21 protein-coding genes and 3 pseudogenes are annotated in these 21494 nt (G+C 69.5%); 9 read left to right on the top strand and 15 right to left on the bottom strand.

The genetic code is table 11. The annotated features are described in order from the left end of the window. Window positions 1–21 precede the first annotated feature (21 nt). Window positions 22–2652 carry a pyruvate, phosphate dikinase gene (gene ppdK / locus M2283_RS41590; protein WP_280881768.1) on the top strand — a complete coding sequence of 877 codons (2631 nt, stop codon included), beginning with the start codon at window positions 22–24 and terminating at the stop codon, window positions 2650–2652. Window positions 2653–2716: 64 nt separating this feature from the next. After that, a pseudogene (locus M2283_RS41585) lies at window positions 2717–2869 on the top strand (transposase); the annotation flags it as partial. A 101-nt stretch (window positions 2870–2970) separates the two neighbouring features. Here M2283_RS41585 and M2283_RS41580 read toward each other — a convergent pair. Together M2283_RS41580 and M2283_RS41575 are read right to left on the bottom strand one after the other, a co-directional pair. Continuing rightward, window positions 2971–3170, bottom strand: a pseudogene (locus M2283_RS41580) (dihydrofolate reductase); the annotation flags it as partial. Between the two features lie 8 nt (window positions 3171–3178). Further along, window positions 3179–3718 (bottom strand): YbhB/YbcL family Raf kinase inhibitor-like protein, encoded by a 540-nt coding sequence (locus M2283_RS41575; protein WP_280881767.1) that lies wholly within the window; start codon window positions 3716–3718, stop codon window positions 3179–3181. Window positions 3719–3875: 157 nt separating this feature from the next. Between M2283_RS41575 and M2283_RS41570 the strand changes: the two genes are divergently transcribed. Beyond that, window positions 3876–4580: a GntR family transcriptional regulator gene (locus M2283_RS41570; RefSeq protein ID WP_280881765.1), complete on the top strand. Its 705-nt coding sequence runs from the start codon at window positions 3876–3878 to the stop codon at window positions 4578–4580. Between the two features lie 536 nt (window positions 4581–5116). On the opposite strand, the gene M2283_RS41565 is transcribed toward M2283_RS41570, so the two are convergent. Together M2283_RS41565 and M2283_RS41560 are read right to left on the bottom strand one after the other, a co-directional pair. Next, the gene (locus tag M2283_RS41565) at window positions 5117–5278 is read right to left on the bottom strand and encodes a hypothetical protein (RefSeq protein WP_280881764.1); all 162 of its coding nucleotides are present in this window, start codon (window positions 5276–5278) and stop codon (window positions 5117–5119) included. 41 nt (window positions 5279–5319) lie between these two features. Continuing rightward, window positions 5320–5760 carry a VOC family protein gene (locus tag M2283_RS41560; protein WP_280881763.1) on the bottom strand — a complete coding sequence of 147 codons (441 nt, stop codon included), beginning with the start codon at window positions 5758–5760 and terminating at the stop codon, window positions 5320–5322. A gap of 599 nt (window positions 5761–6359) precedes the next feature. Between M2283_RS41560 and M2283_RS52040 the strand changes: the two genes are divergently transcribed. Further along, window positions 6360–7142: a DUF6192 family protein gene (locus M2283_RS52040; RefSeq protein WP_432423201.1), complete on the top strand. Its 783-nt coding sequence runs from the start codon at window positions 6360–6362 to the stop codon at window positions 7140–7142. Between the two features lie 23 nt (window positions 7143–7165). Here M2283_RS52040 and M2283_RS41545 read toward each other — a convergent pair whose 3' ends face one another. Continuing rightward, complete coding sequence (locus M2283_RS41545; RefSeq protein ID WP_280881761.1) at window positions 7166–8161, bottom strand: aldo/keto reductase; 996 nt, start codon at window positions 8159–8161, stop codon at window positions 7166–7168. 69 nt (window positions 8162–8230) lie between these two features. Then, the gene (locus tag M2283_RS41540; protein WP_280881760.1) at window positions 8231–8818 is read right to left on the bottom strand and encodes a flavodoxin family protein; all 588 of its coding nucleotides are present in this window, start codon (window positions 8816–8818) and stop codon (window positions 8231–8233) included. Window positions 8819–9060: 242 nt separating this feature from the next. On the opposite strand from M2283_RS41540, the gene M2283_RS41535 reads away from it, so the two are divergent. From M2283_RS41535 to M2283_RS41525, 3 genes are all read left to right on the top strand, one after another. Beyond that, window positions 9061–9789: a TetR/AcrR family transcriptional regulator gene (locus M2283_RS41535; protein WP_280881759.1), complete on the top strand. Its 729-nt coding sequence runs from the start codon at window positions 9061–9063 to the stop codon at window positions 9787–9789. Between the two features lie 734 nt (window positions 9790–10523). Further along, window positions 10524–11171: a CatB-related O-acetyltransferase gene (locus tag M2283_RS41530; RefSeq protein ID WP_280881758.1), complete on the top strand. Its 648-nt coding sequence runs from the start codon at window positions 10524–10526 to the stop codon at window positions 11169–11171. Window positions 11172–11260: 89 nt separating this feature from the next. Next, complete coding sequence (locus M2283_RS41525) at window positions 11261–11656, top strand: DUF6417 family protein (protein ID WP_280881756.1); 396 nt, start codon at window positions 11261–11263, stop codon at window positions 11654–11656. A gap of 242 nt (window positions 11657–11898) precedes the next feature. Here the strand turns inward: M2283_RS41525 and M2283_RS41520 are convergent, their stop codons facing one another. Genes M2283_RS41520 through M2283_RS41505 form a run of 4 tightly spaced genes read right to left on the bottom strand, consistent with a single transcriptional unit; the run spans window position 11899 to window position 14664 of the window. Continuing rightward, entirely contained in the window at window positions 11899–12270 is a 372-nt protein-coding gene (locus M2283_RS41520) for a hypothetical protein (protein WP_280881755.1), read from the bottom strand. Window positions 12271–12292: 22 nt separating this feature from the next. Then, window positions 12293–13084, bottom strand: a complete 792-nt coding sequence (locus M2283_RS41515; protein WP_280881754.1) for a MerR family transcriptional regulator — start codon at window positions 13082–13084, stop codon at window positions 12293–12295. 15 nt (window positions 13085–13099) lie between these two features. After that, the gene (locus M2283_RS41510) at window positions 13100–13861 is read right to left on the bottom strand and encodes an ABC transporter permease (RefSeq protein ID WP_280881753.1); all 762 of its coding nucleotides are present in this window, start codon (window positions 13859–13861) and stop codon (window positions 13100–13102) included. Beyond that, the gene (locus M2283_RS41505) at window positions 13858–14664 is read right to left on the bottom strand and encodes an ABC transporter ATP-binding protein (RefSeq protein WP_280881751.1); all 807 of its coding nucleotides are present in this window, start codon (window positions 14662–14664) and stop codon (window positions 13858–13860) included. Before M2283_RS41505 ends, M2283_RS41510 begins: the two co-directional genes overlap by 4 nt. A 388-nt stretch (window positions 14665–15052) precedes the next feature. On the opposite strand from M2283_RS41505, the gene M2283_RS41500 reads away from it, so the two are divergent. Together M2283_RS41500 and M2283_RS41495 are read left to right on the top strand one after the other, a co-directional pair. Beyond that, window positions 15053–16003 carry an SDR family NAD(P)-dependent oxidoreductase gene (locus tag M2283_RS41500; protein WP_280881749.1) on the top strand — a complete coding sequence of 317 codons (951 nt, stop codon included), beginning with the start codon at window positions 15053–15055 and terminating at the stop codon, window positions 16001–16003. 154 nt (window positions 16004–16157) lie between these two features. Beyond that, on the top strand, window positions 16158–17060 hold the full coding sequence (locus M2283_RS41495) for an aminoglycoside phosphotransferase family protein (protein WP_280881748.1): 903 nt from the start codon (window positions 16158–16160) through the stop codon (window positions 17058–17060). Window positions 17061–17358: 298 nt separating this feature from the next. Here the strand turns inward: M2283_RS41495 and M2283_RS41490 are convergent. The 5 genes and pseudogenes from M2283_RS41490 to M2283_RS41470 all read right to left on the bottom strand — a co-directional run. Then, window positions 17359–17511: pseudogene (locus M2283_RS41490) on the bottom strand (IS110 family transposase); the annotation flags it as partial. A gap of 107 nt (window positions 17512–17618) precedes the next feature. Further along, window positions 17619–18791: an ABC transporter permease gene (locus M2283_RS41485; RefSeq protein WP_280881890.1), complete on the bottom strand. Its 1173-nt coding sequence runs from the start codon at window positions 18789–18791 to the stop codon at window positions 17619–17621. Between the two features lie 80 nt (window positions 18792–18871). Then, entirely contained in the window at window positions 18872–19603 is a 732-nt protein-coding gene (locus tag M2283_RS41480; protein ID WP_280881747.1) for an ABC transporter ATP-binding protein, read from the bottom strand. Further along, entirely contained in the window at window positions 19600–20928 is a 1329-nt protein-coding gene (locus M2283_RS41475; protein ID WP_280881746.1) for a peptidoglycan-binding protein, read from the bottom strand. The genes M2283_RS41480 and M2283_RS41475 overlap by 4 nt, the downstream gene beginning before the upstream one ends. Then, window positions 20925–21476 carry a hypothetical protein gene (locus M2283_RS41470; RefSeq protein ID WP_280881745.1) on the bottom strand — a complete coding sequence of 184 codons (552 nt, stop codon included), beginning with the start codon at window positions 21474–21476 and terminating at the stop codon, window positions 20925–20927. The genes M2283_RS41475 and M2283_RS41470 overlap by 4 nt, the downstream gene beginning before the upstream one ends. Between the last annotated feature and the right edge of the window lie 18 nt (window positions 21477–21494).

Raw genomic sequence — 21494 nt, 5'->3', positions numbered from 1 at the left:
CAAGCCCGGAGGGTGAGAGAGATGACCAGGTACGTGTACGCATTCGCCGAGGGCGGCCGTGAGATGGCGGACCTGCTCGGCGGCAAGGGGGCGAACCTCGCGGAGATGACCCGCCTGGGACTGCCCGTCCCGCCCGGCTTCACCGTCACCACCGGCGCCTGCCGGGAGTACCTGGCCACCGGCGCGGAACCCGAGGAGCTGGGCGCCCAAGTTGCCGATGCCCTGGCCGAGTTGGAGCGCCGGGTCGGCCGCGGGCTGGGCGGACGGGACAACCCGCTGCTGCTGTCCGTGCGCTCGGGCAGCAAGTTCTCGATGCCCGGGATGATGGAGACGATCCTCGACATCGGCCTGGGCGACGAGTCCGTTCTCGCTCTCGCCAAGGCCACCGGCCGCGAGCGCTCCGCGTGGGACTCCTACCGCCGGCTCCTCCAGATGTACGGCCGTACCGTCCTGGGCATCGCTCCGGAACTGTTCGACCGGCACGGACCCACCGACGACCCCGCCCAGCTCGTCGAGGACTACAAGAAGGTGATCCGGGACGCGACCGGTGAGGAGTTCCCGCAGGAGCCGGCCGAGCAGCTGTACCGCGCGATCCGGGCGGTCTTCCGCTCCTGGAACAGCGAGCGCGCCCGCCTCTACCGCAGCCGCGAGCACATCCCCGACGACCTGGGCACCGCCGTCAACATCCAGGTCATGGTCTTCGGCAACCTCGGCCCCGACTCCGGCACCGGAGTCGCCTTCACCCGCGACCCGGCGACCGGCGCCCGCGGCGTGTACGGCGACTACCTGCCCGACGCCCAGGGCGAGGACGTCGTCGCCGGCATCCGCAACGCCGTACCACTCGCCGAACTGGACCGCCTCGACCCGACCTCCTACCGGCAGCTCGTCGCTCACATGGCAACCCTTGAGCACCAGTACCGCGACCTGTGCGACATCGAGTTCACCGTCGAGCACGGCACGCTCTGGATGCTGCAGACCCGGGTCGGCAAGCGCACCGCCGAGGCCGCGTTCCGCATCGCCGAGGCGCTCGTCGACGAAAAGGTGATCGACGAGGACGAGGCGCTGACCCGGGTCGGCGGGGCTCAGCTCGCCCGGCTGATGTTCCCCCGTTTCGAGGCACATGCGGACACCAAGCCACTGGCGCACGGCGTCCCCGCCTCTCCCGGCGCGGCCGTCGGCGCGATCGTCTTCGACTCGGCGGAGGCCGTACGCCGTGCCGCGACGGGGGACGAGGTGATCCTCGTACGCCGTGAGACCACTCCCGACGATCTGCCCGGGATGGTCGCCGCCGAGGCCGTGCTGACCAGCCGCGGCGGCAAGACCAGCCACGCGGCCGTCGTGGCGCGCGGCATGGGCAAGGTCTGTGTGTGCGGGGCCGAGGAACTGACGGTGGACGTCCGGGCACGGACGCTCACCGCACCCGACCGGACCGTGCTCGCCGAAGGCACGGTGATCTCCGTGGACGGCACGGCGGGCACGGTCCACCTCGGGGCGCTGCCGCTGGCCGACTCGCCGGTCGGCCGCTTCCTGGACACCGGGGAGCGGGATGGCGTACTGACCGACGCTGTGGCCCGTACCCTCCAACACGCCGACTCCGTAAGGCGATTGGGAGTGCACGCCAACGCCGACACCCCCGAGGACGCGGCCCGCGCCCGCCGCTACGGAGCCGAGGGCATCGGCCTGTGCCGCACCGAGCACATGTTCCTCGGTGAACGGCGGGGCCTCGTCGAAGCGATGATCCTGGCTGAGGACGAGATCGGTCGGCACGCCGCCCTGGACGCCCTCCTGCCACTCCAACGGGCCGACTTCACCGGAATCCTGGCCGCCATGGACGGACTGCCGGTGACGATCCGTCTCATCGACCCGCCGCTGAACGAGTTCCTGCCCGACCGCACCGAACTCGCCGTGCGCGTCGCCACCCATCCGACCGTCCGCGACCGCCGCCTGCTGACCGCCGTCGAGCGGATGCACGAGAGCAACCCCATGCTGGGGCTGCGCGGCGTGCGCCTGGGACTCGTCGTCCCCGGTCTGGTCGAGATGCAGGTACGGGCGATCGCCGAGGCCGTCGTGGAGCGGCTGCGGGTGGGCGGAGACCCACGGGCCGAGATCATGGTGCCGCTGGTCGGCACGGTCGAGGAGCTGCGGATCGTGCGGGAGACGGCGGAGCGCGTGCTGGCCGAGGTGTCGGACGCCTCCGGGTTCACGGTCCACTGCCCCATCGGCACGATGATCGAACTGCCGCGTGCCGCGCTGACCGCCGGCCGGATCGCCGAAGCCGCCGACTTCTTTTCCTTCGGCACCAACGACCTGACCCAGACCGCCTGGGGCCTGTCCCGCGACGACGCCGAAGCGTCCTTCTTCCCCGCCTACCTGGCCCAGGGCATCTTCGCCGCCTCGCCCTTCGAGACCCTCGACCGCGACGGCGTCGGCCGACTGGTCCGCATCGCCGTCGAGGAGGGCCGCGCCACGAAGCCCGGCCTGAAGATCGGCGTCTGCGGAGAACACGGCGGCGACCCCGACTCCATCCACTTTTTCCACGACACCGGCCTCGACTATGTCTCCTGCTCGCCGTTCCGCGTACCGGCCGCCCGCCTGGAGGCGGGCCGCGCCGCCCTCACGGACGGGGCCGACGGCGCCTCGGCCGCCGCCTAGACAGCATCAGTCAAGGGGAGGGACAGACGACATCACCACCCCCCCATGTGATCGTCGGCGTGGACTTCATCGGGTACGGACCGGGGTGCAGTGGCGTGACTTGCCCGAACGGTTCGGCCCATGGAAGACCGTTTATGAGCGCCACAGGCTGTGGTCGGGCGACGGTACCTGGGAACGTCTGCTCCAGCGGGTCCAGGCCACGGCCGACGCGGCGGGTGTGAGATCGGCTGGGACATCTCGGTGTTGCCGGCTGCGGCGTTGGTCGTCGCCGCCAACTGCGTTCAAGAGACGGCTGTCACCAGCCGCGGGGCCGAACAACTCCTCCGTCAGCTCCAGGTGGCGGTCGGCGGCGACGTGCAGCAGACCGCCGCGCTGGATGCGGGCGACGGTCTGGCTGACGGCGGGGCCGCTCTGGTCCAGGCGCTCGGCGAAGCGGGCGCGCATGGGGAGCACGCCCTGCTCCTGAGCTCCAGGATGGTGCGGAGACACATCTCCGTTGTGGCGATGAGCGGGGACATGCTCTTCGTCAGGCGGGGGTTTCGGCGGTGGCGATGAGGACCGCGCGGCCAAGGATGTGGCCGGCCATGGTGAAGCCGAGGGCGGCCGGGGTGGCGTCGGCCGCGACGCCGATGGACTCGACGTCGAGGGCGTGCACCACGATGAAGTAACGGTGGGCGCCGTGCCCGGCCGGCGGGGCGGCGCCGATGAAGCGGGCGGCGCGGGCGTCGCCCGGCAGCTGGAAGGCGCCCTCGGGCAGGCCCGAGCCGGTGTCGTCGCCGGCGCCTTCGGGGAGCTCGGTGACGGTGGCGGGGATGTCGGCGACCGCCCAGTGCCAGAAGCCGGACCCGGTGGGGGCGTCGGGGTCGTAGACGGTGACGGCGTAGCTCTTGGTGCCTTCCGGGGCGCCGTTCCAGGACAGCTGCGGGGAGACGTCCTTCCCGCCGGGGACGCCGAAGATGCCGGAGAACTGCTCGGGCGACCAGGCGGCGCCGTCGGTGATGGTGGTGCTGGTGACGTTGAAGGAGGCCGCCTCGGGGAGGCGGGCGAAGGGATTGTTGGCGCTCATCGCGTCGTTCCTTTCGTGCCGTGCTGGGGGTGGTGGTGATGCGGTCGGCAAAGGGCCGACAGTGTCGCGTAGAGGCACCGCCGTCGTGTTCACCGACCACTGGATCGACGATAACACTAATAATCGATTATTCGCTGGATCGTCTATGCTGGCGCCCATGACGCGGACAGCCCACACCCCGGCCTCGTCGGGAAAGCAGATGCTCTCCGAGAAGGTCTATTCACATCTGCGGGACGCGATCATGCGGGGGAGCTACGCCCCCGGTGACGCCCTCAAACCGCAGGACCTCGCCAAGGAACAGGGCGTGAGCCTGGCCGTCGTGCGCGAGGCGCTCGTACGGGTGGTCGGCGAGGGCCTCGCCGACCGGCTGCCCAACCGCGGCTTCGCCGTCCCGGCCTTCTCCGACCGCCGTTGGCAAGAGATCGCGGAGGCCCGCCTGACCGTCGAACCGGTCGTGCTGCGCATGTCCGTCGAGCGCGGCGACGTCGACTGGGAGGCCCGCGTTCGAGCCGCCCACCACCGTCTGGCCCGCACCCCGGCGTACGTACCGGAGGAGGGCGAGTACTACAGCGGCGCATGGTCCGAAGCCCACCGGGCCTTCCACCGCACCCTGCTGGAGGGGTGTGGCAACCCCGTCCTGCTGGAGACCTGCGACCGGATGTGGACCGCGAGCGAGCTGGCTCGCCGCTGGTCGGCGCACCGCGTCCCCGACCGGGACGCCGCCTGCGAGCACCGCCGGCTGGAGGAGGCTGCGCTGGCCCGCGACGCCGACACCGCGGCCGAGGTACTGGCCCGCCACCTCACCCAGACCGCAGCCGCACTGACCGGCAGCACCCCTCACCAACCCGCGGGGAAAGCCTGATACGCCTCGCCAACCCGGCCGGACTTCCGCTCCCCGAGACCGCTGACGGGCGCGGCCGCGCCCGTCTGTGGGACCACGCAGAGGTCACCGAGTGGTTCGCCCACCGCGCGCCCGGCCGGCTCCAGGGCCGCACGCCGCCTTCCCGGGACCCCCAAGAGCTGGCGGGGGCTCGGTGTACTCCCCGAGTGCGCCCCCTGGCCCTTCCTCAGTTGAGGCCGAGCAAGGCGAGGATGAGTTGGACGAGTACACCCGACACGACGCCCGGAACGACCTTCGCGGCCAAGCGGCAGCGCGAGGTCACATCAACACCCACCCCGCAGCCCGACCAAAACCTCGACCAGCACCCCGACCAGAAGATCAGCCGGACGGACTCCCGCCACCCACCACTCCCCCGCCCCGCTCTGCGAGACACCGTGAGCAGGGTTCCCTCGAATCCACCGAACCCTCACACCCCGCTCCAAGCAACGACGCCTACGGTGCGCAGGACAGTGACCAGACACGCCGACCCTCGGGGTGATGTACAGGGCGGCCAGTGCTCACGGGAGTCCGGGCGCGTACTTCGTCGTACACATGACGATGGGCGACCCGCTCCAAGTGAAGGCGACCGGTACCTTGCGCACGGTTGCATTCCTGGCGATGCAGGCCGGGCGGGTCACGTCACCGGTCGGCAACTCCTGGCCGACCGGGCGGTCCACCACCTTGATGATCTCCTTCGGCCGCGCGGTTCGGTACCTCCCTCTCAGCGCAGCTGCTCGGCCAGTCCGACGATGACGCCCTCCGGGCCGCGGACGTAGCACAGCAGATAACTGTCCTCGAACCGGGCGATCTCGCCGAGGAGTTCCGCGCCATGAGGGCGCAGGCGGGCAACCGTGTCCTTGATGTCGTCGACGGCGAACATGACGCGGTGGGTGCCCAGAATGTTGTGCGGCTTGTTGCGCGGCCCGTCGCTGACCGCCGCGGGAGTGCGGTACCTCGCCAGCTCCAGCCGACTGTGGCCGTCAGGCGTCCGCACCATCGCAATGTCACAGCGCACACCGTCGAGCCCGGTGCACTGATCGGCGACCAGGCCCTCGACCTGCGCCCTGCCCTCCAGCTCCATACCCAGTTCCACGAAGAACGCGCCGGCGGCATCCAAGTCCTCCACGACAATGCCGACATTGTCCATCCGCTGAATCGCCATGCTGGCTTCTCCTTCTGCCTCGTGCGGCCCGTGGTGGCCGCTGATGCCCCTGGGACGCAGCCGGCGGCACGTTCTCGACATCCCCAGACCACCGAACTCCGAAGGAATTCCCAAAGGATCTGGACCGCGACTCAGCACCGCCACAGCAGACCCGCGAGGCAAGCGCCGCCACCAAGGGCGAGTACGGCACAGGCGGCCACTCCCACGAAGACGATCAGCCACAGCATGCCCTCCCCGCTTTCCCATGCTTCCTCGACGATCCACAGCGCGCACGCTCGAGCATGACGCCTCCCCCATCACTTCACGGCGCCAGATCACCCCCGGCGGGCGGAGTTCCCCACGCCGCTCACACCCCCACCCGCGCGGGGCTGACAACGGGCAGTGTCGACGGTTCGGCGCCAGGCACCGGCCCCACCGACGTCCCCGTGTCCGCGCCGGCAACGTCCGGTGGCGCGGACCGAATCGGAACCCGGGAGATCATCTACTTCGTCGCCGTGGCGGAGAACCTGCATTCCGGCCGTGCCGCCGAGCAGCTGGGCATCACACAGCCCGGACCCTCCGTATCGGCGAGGACCGGCTCGAGGTCGGGGTGCGGGTAAGTGGGGGTGGCGCCGTGCGGGCGGCGATGTACTGCTCGGGCATGCCCGACGCGACCGGTTGTTTCCGCAGACACTGTCTCCCGCGCAGGTCGTGTCTTCTTCCGGCGGAACCCTGTCGAGTGGTGTGTCTCCGCGACAGGGCTGCCCTTCCACACGGTGCGCACGTATCGGTGGGTGGCCGAAGGGCCAGCGGCAGGAGGGCGTCTCCTTCGAGGTACACAGGATTCTGGCGTCGGCGCCCGATGCGTACGAACTGATCCGCCGGTGAACGAGCGGAAGGGCCGAAGCGAGTGGAACGGGCGAGCGGCGAAACGGGTGGCGCGGTGGGCGACCGCGACGCCGGTGACGGTGGCGGACAAGGTCGAGGCCATCCATGATCTGACGGTCGATGAGACGGGCGCGGCCCAGGCGGCGTGTGAGTTGCTGTACCGCCCGGAGATGGCGTTCAGGGCGATGCGGGGCCCGCAGGCCCGTGAGCTGGTCAATCAGTCCCAGTTCGATCAGGCTGACATCGAGGGAGGTGATGGCGAGGAGGACTGGTGGGACGGGCCCGGCGAGGAAGATGGAAGCGACGACCTCGGTGATCCGGTGACGATCGCGCAGGGTTCCTGGTCCGCCGCCTCGCCCGGCCGCCGCGAGCCGCGCCGCACCCTGTCGAGCCGGTCAAGACGGCCGACAAGCCCAAGCCCATACGCATCCGAATGCGCCCACACGGCACCGTCCGCCTCGCCCCGGCCGCCTCGCCCTGGCCGCCGTGCGCTGATCTCACCGGAGCAGGCCTGAGTGGCCTCTGTCCCGGATGGATCTCAGGTCCAGGTGGGCACGTGTCCCTCGGTGTAGCGGGCGCCGAAGCCGCCGTGGGGCAGGATCTCGTCGATGGCCTTGAGGTCGGCGTCGGTGAGGGTGAGGTCGGCGGCGCCGGCGTTTTCCTCGATGCGCTTCGAGCTGCGGGTTCCGGGGATGGGCACGATGTGCTCGCCCCGGGTCAGGAGCCAGGCCAGGGCGAGTTGGGAGACGGTGGCGCCCTTGGTCGCCGCGAGCTCGGCGAGCTTGCCCACGGCCTCGACGTTCTTCTCGAAGTTGCCCAGCTGCCAGCGCGGGTCGACGGTGCGTATGTCGGTGGCTTCGTACTGGCCGGCGGGCTTGGCGGTGCCGGTGATGAACCCACGGCCGAGGGGAGAGTAGGCGACGAAGCCGATACCGAGTTCATCCAGGACGGGGAAGATCTGCTCGACGTCGCGTTCGAACAGGGAGTACTCGGTCTGCAGGACGGAGACCGGCTGCACGGCGTGCGCCGTACGGATCGTCTCGGGTCCGGCCTCGCTGAGGCCGAAGTACTTCACCTTGCCCGCGTCGATCAGCTCCCTGACGGTGCCCGCGACCTCCTCGATGGGCACCTCGGGGTCGACGCGGTGCTGGTAGAAGACGTCGATGTGCTCCACGCCGAGGTAGCGCAGGCTGTTGTCGGCGACCTTGCGGATGTTGTCGGGCCAGCTGTTGAGAGCGCCGCCGATCTGCTCCGCAGGCACCGACATGTCGACACCGAACTTGGTGGCCAGGACCACGTCGTCGCGGAAGTCCCTGACCGCCCTGCCGACCAGGATCTCGTTGGATCCGGTGCCCCAGCCGTACATCTCGGCGGTGTCGAAGAAGGTGACGCCCAGGTCGTGGGCGCGGCGGAGGGCGGCGACGCCGACCTCCTCGTCGGTGGGTCCGTAGGCCATCGTCAGGCCCATCGCGCCGTAGCCGATCGCCGAGACCTCAAGGCCCTGGCTCCCAGTGTCCGGTTCTGCATGGTGCACTCCTCCGAAAGAACCTGAAAGGTGATTTTTAGGAAGAAGCTGAAGGGTGATTTCTGCTGGACCGTTGTGTCAGTGCGCTGCGGCGGTCAGCCCGGCGCGGTGGATGCAGGTGTGCTCGGCGACGCGCCGGCCGAGGTGGCGAGCGGTGTTCAGGTCTGCGTCGTGGACCGCGGGGGTGTCGTTGAGGCTTTGTGCGCCGGCGCCGAGGTAGAAGCCGAGGCGGTTGTCGTCCTGGGGGCTGGAGGTGGTGGTGTTCCAGCCCGGCAGGAGGTTCAGGCTCACCCAGAGCATTCCGTGCTGGGCCGCCAGCAGCGAGAGGTACTGCAGGGTGTGCAGCTTGTCGCCGCTCATGGAGCCGGAGTTGGTGAATCCCGCCGCGAGTTTGTCGCTCCAGGCGCGGGTCATCCACCGCTTGCTGCTGGCCTCGGCGAAGGCGTGGAACGCCCCCGACGCGGTGCCCATGTAGGTGGGGGTACCGAAGATGATGGCGTCCGCGGCGTCCATCAGTTCCCAGTCGGCCTCGCTGAGGGAGGCGACGTCCACGCGGTGCACGTGCGTCCCGGCGATGGAGCGTGCGCCGTCGGCCACGGCCGTGGCGATCTGCGCGGTGTGGCCGTAGCCGGAATGCGATGCGATGACGATCGAGATATCGGACATGGGTGTTCCTCTCCTGTCGCGATGGCGGCGTGTTCGGTGGTGGTGCCGGCGGACGATGAGCTGTCCGCCGCCGTAGTCGGCCGCACTGCTCCACGCGTGGGGGACCGACGGCCCCGGCCGGGGTACGGCGCATCCCCAGGTGTCGCGGGTCAGCGCCGACCATCACCAGTATGGATCGTCGTTCCGCTTGCAACCGTAACACTGGAATTCCGATGCTACGCAAATTGAGATATCGTTGTTCCATGAACGAGGGACGACGTGCCGCGCGGCGCCAGGTGCTGCAGGTGGCCGCCAAGCTTTTGGAGGAAGGTGGCAGCGAGGCGCTCTCCACGCGCGCTGTCGCCGCAGCCGCGGGCATCACGGCCCCCGCGCTGTACCGGATGTTCGACGACAAGGACGGGCTCCTGGCCGAGCTGGCCGCCTACGGGTTCGAGATGTACCTGGCCGAGAAGCGGGAGGCACTGGCACTGACCCCCGACGACCCGGTGGCCGACCTCTACCGCGGCTGGGACCTGCACGTCGACTTCGGAGTGCAGCACCCCGCGTTCTACATGCTCATGTACGGCACTGTGCAGCCCGGGCGGCGGCCCCCGGCCGCGGACGAGGCGCACGCCCTGCTGGTGAGACTGCTGGGCCGGGCGGCCGACGCCGGACGCCTTCGGGTTCCGGTGGAGCAGGCGACCCGCGTCATCCACGCAGCGACAACGGGTGCCACGCTGGCGCTGATCGGCGAAGAGCCCCCGCAACGGGACCTGGCCACTTCGGCACGGCTGCGGGACACCGTCATCGCCTCGATCACCACGGACTCACCCGCCTCATCCGGGTCGGACCTGGCCTCGCGCGCACTCGCCCTCGATGCCGCACTTCAAACCGCGCTCACCACCGAGCCCCCGGCCGCGGGCGCCGGGGTACCTCTGCGAGACACGGAGACGGCTCTGCTGCGCGAATGGCTCCAACAGCTGGCAGGCTGAACCGGCAGCGGGCTGCGCAGTCGGTGGGCGCAGTCGGTGACGCCGGCCGCGCGTACGCGCCCCACCACGACGGAGCCGGACAGTTCTCCGCCGGCCATAGCCACACCCCCTCATCGGCCACCGCCGCCGCGCGCACCCCACGGCCGCCCTCCAAGTGAAGGTCATCGTCGACGGGGAACGCCCTCCCCCGGGAATCGTCGACTTCCCGGACAGCCACCAAGACTCCCGGCCCTCACCGGAGTAAAACGCCGGCTTCATGCCCCCGACCGTACGGACGAGGCACACCCAGCCGCACCCCACACGTGCGTTCGAGCACCAGCCACCGCACCCCTGACGAGACACGGCAGTCGTGCGCAAACAACGCGCGCGGCAGCGGGCACCGCTCCCCTGCTCCAATACTTGTCCGAGCATCGTGGCGCGTGAGACGAGCCGTAACCGGGCAGCACCCGCGATGGCCAAGAAGCGACCCCAGACGAAAACCGAGCGCAGCGGACTCCGCTACAACGCCTTTCGCAGCCAGGCCGCCACCCCCTCGCCTATGGCCCCGGCCCACTCCACCTCGCGGAGGTCTTCGGACTCGACGAGAAGACCGCCATGCGCTGCGCGGACTCGGCAAGGCCACTGCTGGAAAGTGCTGCTGAACAGCAGCTGCGGTGAAATCTGCTCGACTGGGACAGGTAAAGGCCGCGATCATGATGGCTTCCCTCGGCAGCGTGTAAGGAAGTCGATTCGTGATGCCAGTCATTCCTGCAGACCCGACCGTGGTGCACCCGATGCCTGACCAGCCTCGTGTGGTGCTGTTGAAGCCGCTGGTCACCTCGCCGCTGATCGAGGTCGGGGAGTTCTCCTACTACGACGATCCGGACGATCCGACCGCATTCGAAAGCCGCAACGTGCTCTATCACTACGGACCGGAGAAGCTGATCATCGGCAAGTTCTGCGCACTGGGCGAGGGCGTGCGATTCGTCATGAACGGCGCCAACCACCGAATGGACGGCCCCTCCACGTTTCCCTTCCCGATCATGGGAGCCTCGTGGGCCGAGCACTTCGATCTGATCACCGGCCTGCCCGGCCGCGGCGACACCTTCGTCGGCAACGACGTCTGGTTCGGATACCGGGCCACGATCATGCCCGGCGTCCGTATCGGTCATGGAGCGGTCATCGCTTCCGGTTCCGTGGTCGTCGATGACGTTCCCGACTACGGCATTGCCGGCGGCAACCCGGCCAGACTCATCCGGCGCCGCTACAGTGATGCGGACATCGCCCGCCTTCTGGCTGTGGCCTGGTGGACCTGGCCCACCCAGCACATCACCGAGCACATCCGAACGATCATGTCCGGCAGCATCGACGACCTCGAAACCGCGGCTCCCAAGAAGCAGTGACCGCCCGCCGTCCCTCGGGCAGCGGACCTTCCGCAACGAACCTGCAATCAGCTGCTCCGGACGGTGTTCAGCAGAGCGTCGAGCGACTGGTGCCCGAAGGACTGGCCGAATGGGCCGACCCGGAGACCCGTGCCGAGCTGTCCGCGCCGTTGGCGCGGCCCGTGCGGCGGGCCGCGCGCCTGACACCACACGGACAAGACACGCCGGCCTACGCGCTCGCGCTCCCCGAACCCGACCTGGATCTACCGGCACCCGGCAAGCGGCAGGTGGATCGGCAACCGGCCCAGATGCAAGCCCTGCGCCACTTCACCGCGCTCGCCCACCAGTTGACCACCCCGCCGACCGAGGGACTCACCGAACGCGTCCGCACCGCGACCTTCAGCCAAACCGACAACCGCTGGCTCCTGCTGACCGAGGAACACCGGCCATGCCCCAACACCGGCGTACCTACTGCGGTCGGCCTCTCCACCACGCCCACGCCATGACCCACCTCGTGTCCAACGCCCACGCCTGGAGGTAGCTGGTCCGGCCTCGATCTATCGGGTTCCGCGATCAACCTCGCGGCGCGCCCTTGGTCGGTCGCGTGTGGGCAAGAGCGGTGACGCGAGCGCGCCGATGCCGTGGGTGCCTGGGATCTGAACGGCTGCGCTCCGAGGGCTTGGTCTGCGACTACTGTTTTCCGCTGGGCCCGCCGCTCTCCGCCGTAGCCATGACCCCAGCTGTCTGTTCAGCGGGCGAGGGTGACGGTGATCGGCCGGTTAGGGCACCCGGTGAGTTGCTGGTCGAGCGCGTCGCGTTCGACCGTGTCGATGGTCAGGCTCCACCGGGTCTTGTCGGCGATCCAGTCGGTGACGTGCTGACACCGGTAGCGCTGGAACGGTGGCAGCCAGGTGCTGGGGTCCTGGTCGGCCTTGGCTCGGTTGCTCGCCGCGGACAGCGCGATCAGGTCGCGGGCGTCGTCGAGATCGTTCGCGTGCAACTCGCGTTTCGCGAGCGGCACTGACGGCGATGAGCGGAAAACCCCGAAACCGCCGTGCCAGACGATATGTACGGCAAACTGCCGTCCCCGGCCGGCACGAGCACCCTCGAGCAACGTCACACCAAGCACCTGACCTGTCACTTCAAGCCTGCGGCAGTTCAGTGTTGAGCCTGTCGGCAGGCACTCGCTCGATGCGGGTCCAGCCCCTCCAGCCACGCTCCTTCAGAATCCCCAACACCAGCTCGGCGCCCGGTGCGGACTCAAGCATGGTTGAGTCCATCAAGGCGACGAACTGATCGTCGAAGCCATCGGCACCCACCTCCCCGGCCTCCACGGCGCGCATCATCAGGCGCTCCAGGATGTCGGCGATCTCGATGATCCGTGGATCGCCGGCCAGCCAGCCGAGCTCCCCGGTGAAGAAGCTGTAGAGCCTCACCATGTCGGGGTCGTCCAGCTCCTCGTGCTTCTTGGCAATCACGGAGTCGATCAGGTGCGGCACCTGCGCGGCAATCATGATCCAGGCATCCCGCTCCAGCTCGATGTACCGCTCCCCGACACCGAGACCGCGCAGCCGGTCGAGGTAGTCCACAACGCCCTGCGGGAGCGCCAGGTGCTCTCCTGCGGCGAGCCGGGCGAGCCGTCTGCGGGTGTCCTGCAGCCGCCGGATCTCGGCGCGCAGATCCTTGTCGATGTCCTGGACGCCGCCGGCGAACTCCTCCGGACCGGCGTCGAGGAGTTCCTCCACCCTGGCCAGCGGCACGCCGGCATCGGCCAGGGTGCGGATCCGGATCAGCCGCACGACCGCGACGGCATCGTAGGTCCGGTACCCGGACCGGTCGCGCTCGGGCTCGGGCAGCAGCCCGATCTGGTGGTAGTGGCGTACCGCCCGTACCGTCACCCCGGCGTACGCCGCCAGCTGGCTGATGGTGAGCATGGGTCTCAGCCTGCCTCAGGCGATCTTCCGGCGATAGGCAGCCATCGCGAAGACGTACGCCACGACGAGGATGCCCCCACACCACGCGAGCGCGATCCAGATGTCGTCGCCGACCGGCTGCCCTGTGAACAGAGCACGGATCGTGTTGACGATCGACGTCACCGGCTGATGCTCGGCGAACCAGCGCACCGGGCCGGGCATGGTCCTTGTGGGCACGAACGCCGAACTGACGAACGGCAGGAAGATGAGCGGGTAGGCGAACGCGCCGGCCCCCTCGACCGACGACGCGGAGAGCCCTGGGATCACGGCGAGCCAGGTCAGCGCCAGGGTGAACAAGAGCAGGATGCCGGCGACCGCGAGCCATGCCGACACTCCTGCCCCTGAGCGGAAGCCCATGAGCACGGCGACGCCCACGACGAGCACGAGGGCGATCAGGTTGGCGACCAGCGAGGTGATGACATGGGCCCACAGCACACCCGACCGTGCGATCGGCATGGACTGGAATCGCTCGAAGATCCCGCTCTTCACATCGGTGAACAGCCGGTACGCGGTGTAGGAGATGCCCGATGCGATGGTCATGAGCAGGATGCCGGGCAGCATGTAGTTCACGTACGAAACCGACCCGGTATCAATGGCGCCGCCGAACACGTAGACGAACATCAGCATCATGGCGACCGGCGTGATGGCAGTCGTGATAATGGTGTCCATACTGCGTGTGACATGGCGCAGGGTTCGCCCCGTGAGAGCGGCGGTGTCGCTGAAGAAGTACGCAGTCATCCTTGTCCCCCGGTTGTCGTGCCAATGGCGTTGCTCTTGTCGCCGCCGATGACCGCGAGGAAGATCTCCTCCAGAGTCGGCTGCTTCTCGACGTACTCGACCTTGGCAGGCGGGAAGAGCTGCTTGAGGTCGGCGAGGGTACCGTTCACGATGATCCGACCCTGGTGGAGGATCGCGATCCGGTCGGCCAGCTGCTCGGCCTCGTCCAGATACTGCGTGGTGAGCAGCACCGTCGTTCCGTGGCCGGCCAGCTCCTTGACCGCATCCCACACCTCAATGCGCGCCTCTGGGTCGAGCCCGGCCGTCGGCTCGTCCAGGAAGATCACCGGCGAATTCCCGATGAGGCTCATCGCGATGTCCAGCCGACGGCGCATCCCACCCGAATACGTGGACACCTTCCGCGCGGCCGCCTCGCTCAGTGAGAAACGCCTCAGCAGGTCATCCGCGATGGCGCCCGGGTCCTTGAGGTGCCGCAGCCTGGCGACGAGCACGAGGTTCTCCCGACCGCTGAGGATCTCGTCGACGGCCGCGAACTGCCCAGTGAGACTGATGGATTCCCGCACGTCCGCCGGTTGCGTGGCGACGTCGAAGCCATGGACCCGCGCCGTCCCCGCGCTGGCCTTCAGGAGCGTGGCGAGGATCCTCACGGTCGTGGTCTTGCCCGCCCCGTTGGAGCCGAGCAGGGCGAAGATGCTGCCCCGCGTCACGTCGAAGTCCACGCCTCGCAGCACTTCGAGCTTCCCGTACGACTTCTCCAGACCCCGCACGCGAATCGCCGGACCGGCGATCGAATGTCCCGTCATGGTCATCTGCCTCCTTCGCGGAGCTGTTCCAGGCGACTGCGAGGAAGCTCCTGCCGGAAGGATGGAGGGTTGACCCAGCGTCAAGGTCAAGCCCACTCCGACCGCGGCATCCTGACCGCTGGCAGACTCAGTCGCCAACAACCGCGAACGGTCGCACTGCTGTGGCTGATCGCCGCAGTTGGCCATTCAGCGCTCCGGTTGGCCACCGCCATGCTCAGTGGCAACGGTGGGCTGCGACGGGCCGACACCGCGTCGGCAGGATGTCGGCCGCCGGGCGGGGCTGTCGGTGATCCATAGGCGATGTGTCGGGGGCCGCTGCAACCGTGGGCGTCGAGCTGGCCCACAGGGCAGCCGCAGCCGCCTCCAACAGCAAGGGAGCCCCACCGCAATGTCGTCCGCATCCTCCATCCCGCCCTGGGATGTTCAACGGCTACCGCGTGCCGATGGCAGCGTCTTCCTGGTCACCGGCGCCAACGCCGGCATCGGGTACTTCGTCGCGGAGCAGTTGTCCGCAACCGGAGCCACGGTCGTGCTGGGCAGCCGGAATCCTTCGAAAGCCGAAGCCGCCACGGCCTCGATCCGCTCACGTGTCCCTGGCGCGCGCGTGCGGTCCGTACGGCTGGACCTCGCCGACCTCGCCTCGCTCAGAACAATGGCGGATTCACTGGATGTGGAATGCCTCGACGCGGTGGTCCACAACGCCGGCGTCGCGCTCGACGACCCGCCGCGCAGGGAGACCGGGGACGGTCACGAGCTCATGTTCGGCACCAACCACCTCGGGCACTTCGCGCTGACCCACTGGCTGATGCCGCTGCTGTCGGCCGCACCAGCGGCCCGCATCGTGACCACGGGCAGCTTCGCTGCGAAGTCCGAGCGCCTCGACCTCGACGACCTCCAGTCCCGCGGGGACTACCGGCCCAAGCGCGCCTACGCATGCTCCAAGCTGGCGCAGATGTACTTCGGCCTCGAACTCGACCGCCGCCTGCGCGCCCTCGACAGCACAGTGGCAAGCGTGGTGGTCCATCCCGGCGGCGCGCTGGACTCCCTGACCCCCTCACGGCCGCCGCTCCACGCGCAGACCACCGGCGCGCGCCTGTGCGGGGCACCAGCCGCCCTCCTCCTCCAGGGCAAGCACGCCGGCGCATGGCCCGCGGTCCGCGCGGTGCTCGACCCGACCGTGCGCGGAGGACAGCTGTGGGGACCGCGCATCTTCAGCCTGCGCGGCAAGCCCCACCGTGAACCGGTGTGGAACCACCTCACCGACACCTCCGTCGCGACGCGGTTGTGGGACGCAAGCCGCGACCTGACCGGAGTCGACCCCGGCGCCATCCTCCGATAACCCCAGACACGCGCCGTGTCCGCCATGCTCGTTGTCTTCCCGCCGCGTTCTATGCGATCACTTTGGCCGCCGACTCTCTCGCAGCGAAGGTCGTTTGGTTAGATCTTCTGGAGAAGCGAGAGCCGCTGCGCCTGTCCCAGTACTGTGGTTTGGCATGACCGACACCGGGATCGAGATCACCGCAGACCTGGTTCGCGACCTGCTGCAAGAGCAACATCCAGACCTTGCAGGGCTGGCCGTCCGCGAGGTGGCGGGCGGCTGGGGCAACCAAATGTGGCGGCTCGGGGACGAGTTGGCCGTGCGCATGCAGCGCATGGACCCCACCCCGGAGCTCCAGCTCAAGGAGCGGCGGTGGCTACCCGTACTGGCTCCGCGCCTTCCGCTCCCGGTGCCGACCCCGGTGCGGTGCGGCGAACCGTCCGAACGCTTCCCCAAGCACTGGACCGTGATGACGTGGGTTCCCGGCGAGCCGCTGGATCACGCTTCGATCAGCCACGGCGACCACGCGGCCGCCACGCTAGCCGGCTTCCTCAAGGCACTCCACGTGGAGGCGCCCGCCGACGCGCCGATCAGCGAGGACCGCGGCGAACACCCCAAGAAGTGCACGGACGGCTTCGACCACTTCTTCCACGCCGTCGTCCCTGACGACCTCGCCGACGACGTCCGGGCCGTCTGGGACGACGCCGTCGCGGCGCCCAAGTGGGAGGGCCCGCCGCTCTGGGTGCACGGCGACCTTCATCCCGCGAACGTCGTCGTCACGGACGGGACGCTCTCGGGCGTGATCGACTTCGGTACCGTCTTCGCCGGCGATCCGGCGTGGGACCTCGCGGCCGCATGGGTGCTCCTTCCCCGGGGCGCCGCCGCATGCTTCTTCGACGTCTACGCGCACGCGGACAAGGCGACGATCCGGCGCGCCCGCGGGCTGGCCGCTCAGCAAAGCCTGTTTCTCATGCTGATGGGCCAGAACGGAGACCGGGGCCTTCCTGGCGGCAAGCCGACATGGGGACCCGCAGGCCGGGCAGCACTCGATCGCGTTCTCAGAGGCGGCTTGATGTAGACACGAAGCATCGCTTGTGGTCTCCCGGCCGGGAGACCGGGCTGGTCCGGGTGGAGCTGCCGACCGTGAACTTGAGAACGATCAGTCCCGGTTGGCCTCGCGGGAGGCAGGCTGTCCACTCCTGGGGGAGGACCAGCGAGTAAGGCGACCTCCCGGTCAGCGCCTTTGACCTGGACACCGTCGGGATCGCGTCCCAGCCGTTCTGGCCGGACTGGCACGATGCCAAGCGAAGGCGTGATGCGCCCAATCAGGACGGATGTTGGTCAGCGTCGAGAACACTGATTCCTAATGCTGCCTGTCAAGCCGTGCGAGCAGTGGGCGGCTTGGCCTCGTAGGTCCGTCCGTCGCGGAGGAGGGCCCAAAGGACGTTGACGCGGCGGCGGGCGAAGGCCAGGACTGCCTGGACGTGGCGCTTGCCCTCGGCTCGCTTGCGTTCGTAAAACCGGCGAGAGTCCTCCCGCGGCCGGGGACGGGCCGGGCGCGGTAAAGAGGCGGTGCCCCCACTGGACGGGGGTGGACAGCAGGGGCACCGCGGTTCCGGGCAGGGCCAGGCGGGTGCTAAACGCTGGCCAGCGCCTCCGTGGGAGGCAGGCGAGCGGCGCGCAGGGCCGGATAGAAGCCGGCCAGGCCGCCGATGACCAGGGTGGCGCCGACGCCGCCCGCCATGGCCCAGACCGGCACGACCGTGCTCATGCCCTGGTAGCTGGCATAGGCGATGGTGACCCCGATACCGAGCAGCACCCCTCCGACGCCGCCCAGAACGGACAGCAGCAGCGCCTCGGCGAGGAACTGCGTACGGATCTGACCGCGGGTCGCGCCGAGCGAACGGCGCAGGCCGATCTCGGAGCGGCGTTCGAGCACGGAGATGACCATCGTGTTGGCCACGCCGACGCCGCCGACGAGCAGGGATACACCGCCGAGTCCCAGGAGCAGACCGCTGAGGGTGTCGTCGGTGGCCTCCTTGGCCGCCAGCACGTCGGAGGGACGGGAGACGTCGACCTCGCTGGGGAACTCCGGGTTGGCGGTGGCGCCGAGCTTCGCCTGCACCTCGTTGACCGCGGACTCCTCCGCGCGGGTGTAGACGGAGGTCGGGTAGCCGTCGAAGCCCAGGTCCTTCTCCGCCTCCGCCCAACCGACCATCGCGTTGCTGTCGAGGTCGGGCAGGAGCTCGTTGGGCGCGAGCAGGCCCACCACCGTGAACCAGTGGCCGCCCAGCCACACCTTCACCTCGGGCCCCGCGTAGTGGATGCCCAGCTGTTCGGCTGCGTGGGAGCCGAGGACGACGGCCGGGTACTTGCTGGTGGCCGCGTTGAGCCAGCTGCCGTCGGTGAGTTCGGCGCCGATCGCCGACAGCAGGTCGGTCCGGGCCGCGGTGACCCGCAGGCCGCCGGACTGCGCCACGGGCACGTGGTCGTTGCGGTAGATCTTGGCGGACGTCTTCCCGAGGGCGGACACCGACTCGACCTCGGGTATGTCGCCAATCATCGCGAGTGACGTCGTGGGCAGGTGCGCCTTGCCGCCGTCGAAGGACTCGCCGGGCGAGACGGTCAGAAGGTTGGTGCCCAGCGCGGCGAGCCGCTCGTTGAGGTCATTGGTGGACGACGTGGAGATCCCGACCACGCCGATCATCGCGGCGATGCCGATGGCGATGCCGAGCGCCGACAGGAACACCCGCATCGGCCGCGCGCGCAGTCCCGAACCGCCGACCCGGACCACGTCCGCGGGCCCCATCCGCGCCGCCTTGGGGCGCGGCGGCGGGGGGAGGTTCCGCCAGGGGGGCTGCCCGGTCTCCCGGCTGGTGGTCGTCAGGCTCATCGCACGCCTCCCTCGGCGGACACGAGTTCCCCGGCCGGCGCGTGGCCGAGGGCCGAGTCGTGCTCGATCCGCCCGTCCTTGAGCCGTACCTCGCGGGGCATCGAGGCCGCTATGTCCCGGTCGTGGGTGATGACCACGACGGTCGTCCCGGCCTCTTGCAGCTCGTGCAGCAGCTCCATCACCACGGCTCCGGAGCGGGAGTCCAACGCGCCGGTGGGCTCGTCCGCCAGGAGCAGCGGCGGATCGCCGAGCACGGCCCGGGCGATGGCCACGCGCTGCTTCTCGCCGCCGGACAGCTGGTGCGGTTCGTGGTAGAGGCGGCGGCCGAGTCCGACCCGGTTCAGCGCCCGCTCGGCCAGTTCGCGCCGCTCGGCGCGGCCACGGCCGCTGTAGAGCAGTCCGTCGGCGACGCTGTCCAGCACCGGGATCCCCGGCGCCAGGTGGAACTGCTGGAAGACGAAGCCGATCATGGCCGCCCGCAACGCGGACAGGTCACGGTCGCGCAGTTCGTCGATGTCGTGGCCGGCGATCCGCACCTTGCCGGCCGAGGGCCGGTCCAGCGTGCCCATGATGTTGAGCATCGTGGACTTGCCGGAGCCGGACGGTCCGACGACGGCGAGCAGTTCGCCGCGGTGGATCACCAGATCGGCGGACTGCAGGGCGACCAGGTCCCCGTAGGACTTGGACACCCCGGCCAGGTCCACGACCGGATGGGAGGAAACGGTCACTTCGCCACTCCTACGACGGTGCCCTCGGTGATGCCGGCTCCGGAGACCTCGACGAGGCTGTCGGCGAACATGCCGAGCTTGACCGGCACGTACTCGACGCCGTGCGGCGCCGAGGGCTTCACCACCTCCAGGGCGTAGCCGCCACCGTTGCGCGCCACGAGCGCGTTGACGGGGACCGCGAGCACGTTCTTACGGCTCTCCGACTCCAGGGTCACGTCGACGGAGGCGGCCTGGTAGTCACCCAGCCCCTTCTGGTCCTTCACCCTCAGTTCCACCGGCAGCGTGGCCTCCTTGTCGCTGTCCGACCCGCCGGCGTCAGCGGCGTCACCGGACTGATCGTCCGAGACATTGGACGGCGCGCCGACGTCGGTGACCGTCCCCTCGACGGTGCCGCCGTCGGGAAGGGTGACCTTCGCCCTGGTACCGACCTCGACGAGGTCCTCGTACTGCGCTTCGAGCTCCACGGTGACCACCCGCTCGGTCGCGGTCCAGATCAGGAGAGGACCGCTCGGCGCGGTGCCCGTCGAAGCCTGCACCGCCGAGACCTTCCTGGCACCGCTCGCCACCACCGCGTCGCCCGGCACGACGACGCCGGTCTCCTCGCGGTTCAGGTCGTCCTGCCACTCCTGGACGGCGGCGGCCGTGGCCGCGTTGTACGTGGAGTCCGCGGTGAAGCCGTCGTAGCCGAGGGCCTTCAGGTTCGCTTCGAGGATCTTGACGTCGCTGCCCGAGTCCCCGGAGCGCATGGTGCGGTAGAAGGGGATGCTGCCGTAGAGCAGCGGCGTCTTCTGCTGGTTGACGCTGTAGACGTTCCCGCCGCGTGTAATGGTGTCGCCGGCCTTGGGGACCCAGGTCAGAATGCCGGAGCCACCGCTTCCGCCCGCGCCGCCCTGGCCGGAGCCACCACCGGACACGGCCTGCACGGTGGAGGCCTCGCCGTAGCCGATGTTGCCGGACACCGTCTCGGAGTCGGTGAGCGTGGTCCGCTTCACCTTGGCGGTGGCCGACGGGCCGGTGGGTGCCTCGGACGCGCCGTCGTCACCGCTGCCGCCCAGGACGCCGCTGGCGGCGAGCCCTGCGGCGGCGGCCACCACGATCGCGACCAGCACGATCAGGGAGGTCCGCAGCGGATGCCGCTTGCGGCCACCGGCCTGGTTCTCCTCGGCGGGCACGGCGGGGCCGTGGCCTCCGCCCGCGGTCTGCACGGCGGTGTCCGTCTCCGGCTCGGTGGCCAGGACGCCGGACGCGCGTACTTCGAGCGGGCCGGGCGGGTCGCCACCGGGCCTGGCGGATTCTCGCTCGTGGGTGTCGTCGGGGGCGGTCATTCGCCGACCTCGAAGATGAGCGAACCGCCCGGGGACTTGTCCTGGCAGGCGGCCGAGGCCTTCTGCATCCGCGCGTCGTTGGGGTCCATGCCGAGCGTGTCGATGTTGATCTTGATCTGGCCGCCCTCGACCTCCGGGTCCGGGAACTTGGGCACGCCGTTCTCCCGCATGCACTTGGCCCACGCCTGGACCTTCGCCGCGTCGACATCGCCACCCCTGGCGTCCTGCCCGCCGCCCTGCGGCATCTTGTCCCGGCACGCCTCCTGGGCCGCCTGCGAGTCCGGGTCGTCCGGGTTGCCGGGGTTGATGAGCACCCTGCCGTCGCCGCCCTGTTCGGGGTCCTGGTAATCCTCGACCCCGTTCTCCCGCATGCACTGGGCGTAGTCCAGGGCCTGTTGGTATCCCGAACCGGCGGAGGCGGAGGGCGAGGCGTCGCCCTCCGCCTCCGCGGCGCTGGAGTCGGAGCAGCCCACGGCGGCGCCCATGACGAGAAGGGTGGACGCGGCAAGAAGAATGTGCGCTTTGGCGCGCTTGCGTGTGTTGGACATGGCCTAAGTCCTACGCGG

The sequence above is a fragment of the Streptomyces pseudovenezuelae genome (genome assembly GCF_029892565.1).
GTDB classification, from domain to species: domain Bacteria; phylum Actinomycetota; class Actinomycetes; order Streptomycetales; family Streptomycetaceae; genus Streptomyces; species Streptomyces pseudovenezuelae_A.
This window is presented reverse-complemented; position numbering and strand designations above follow the sequence as displayed.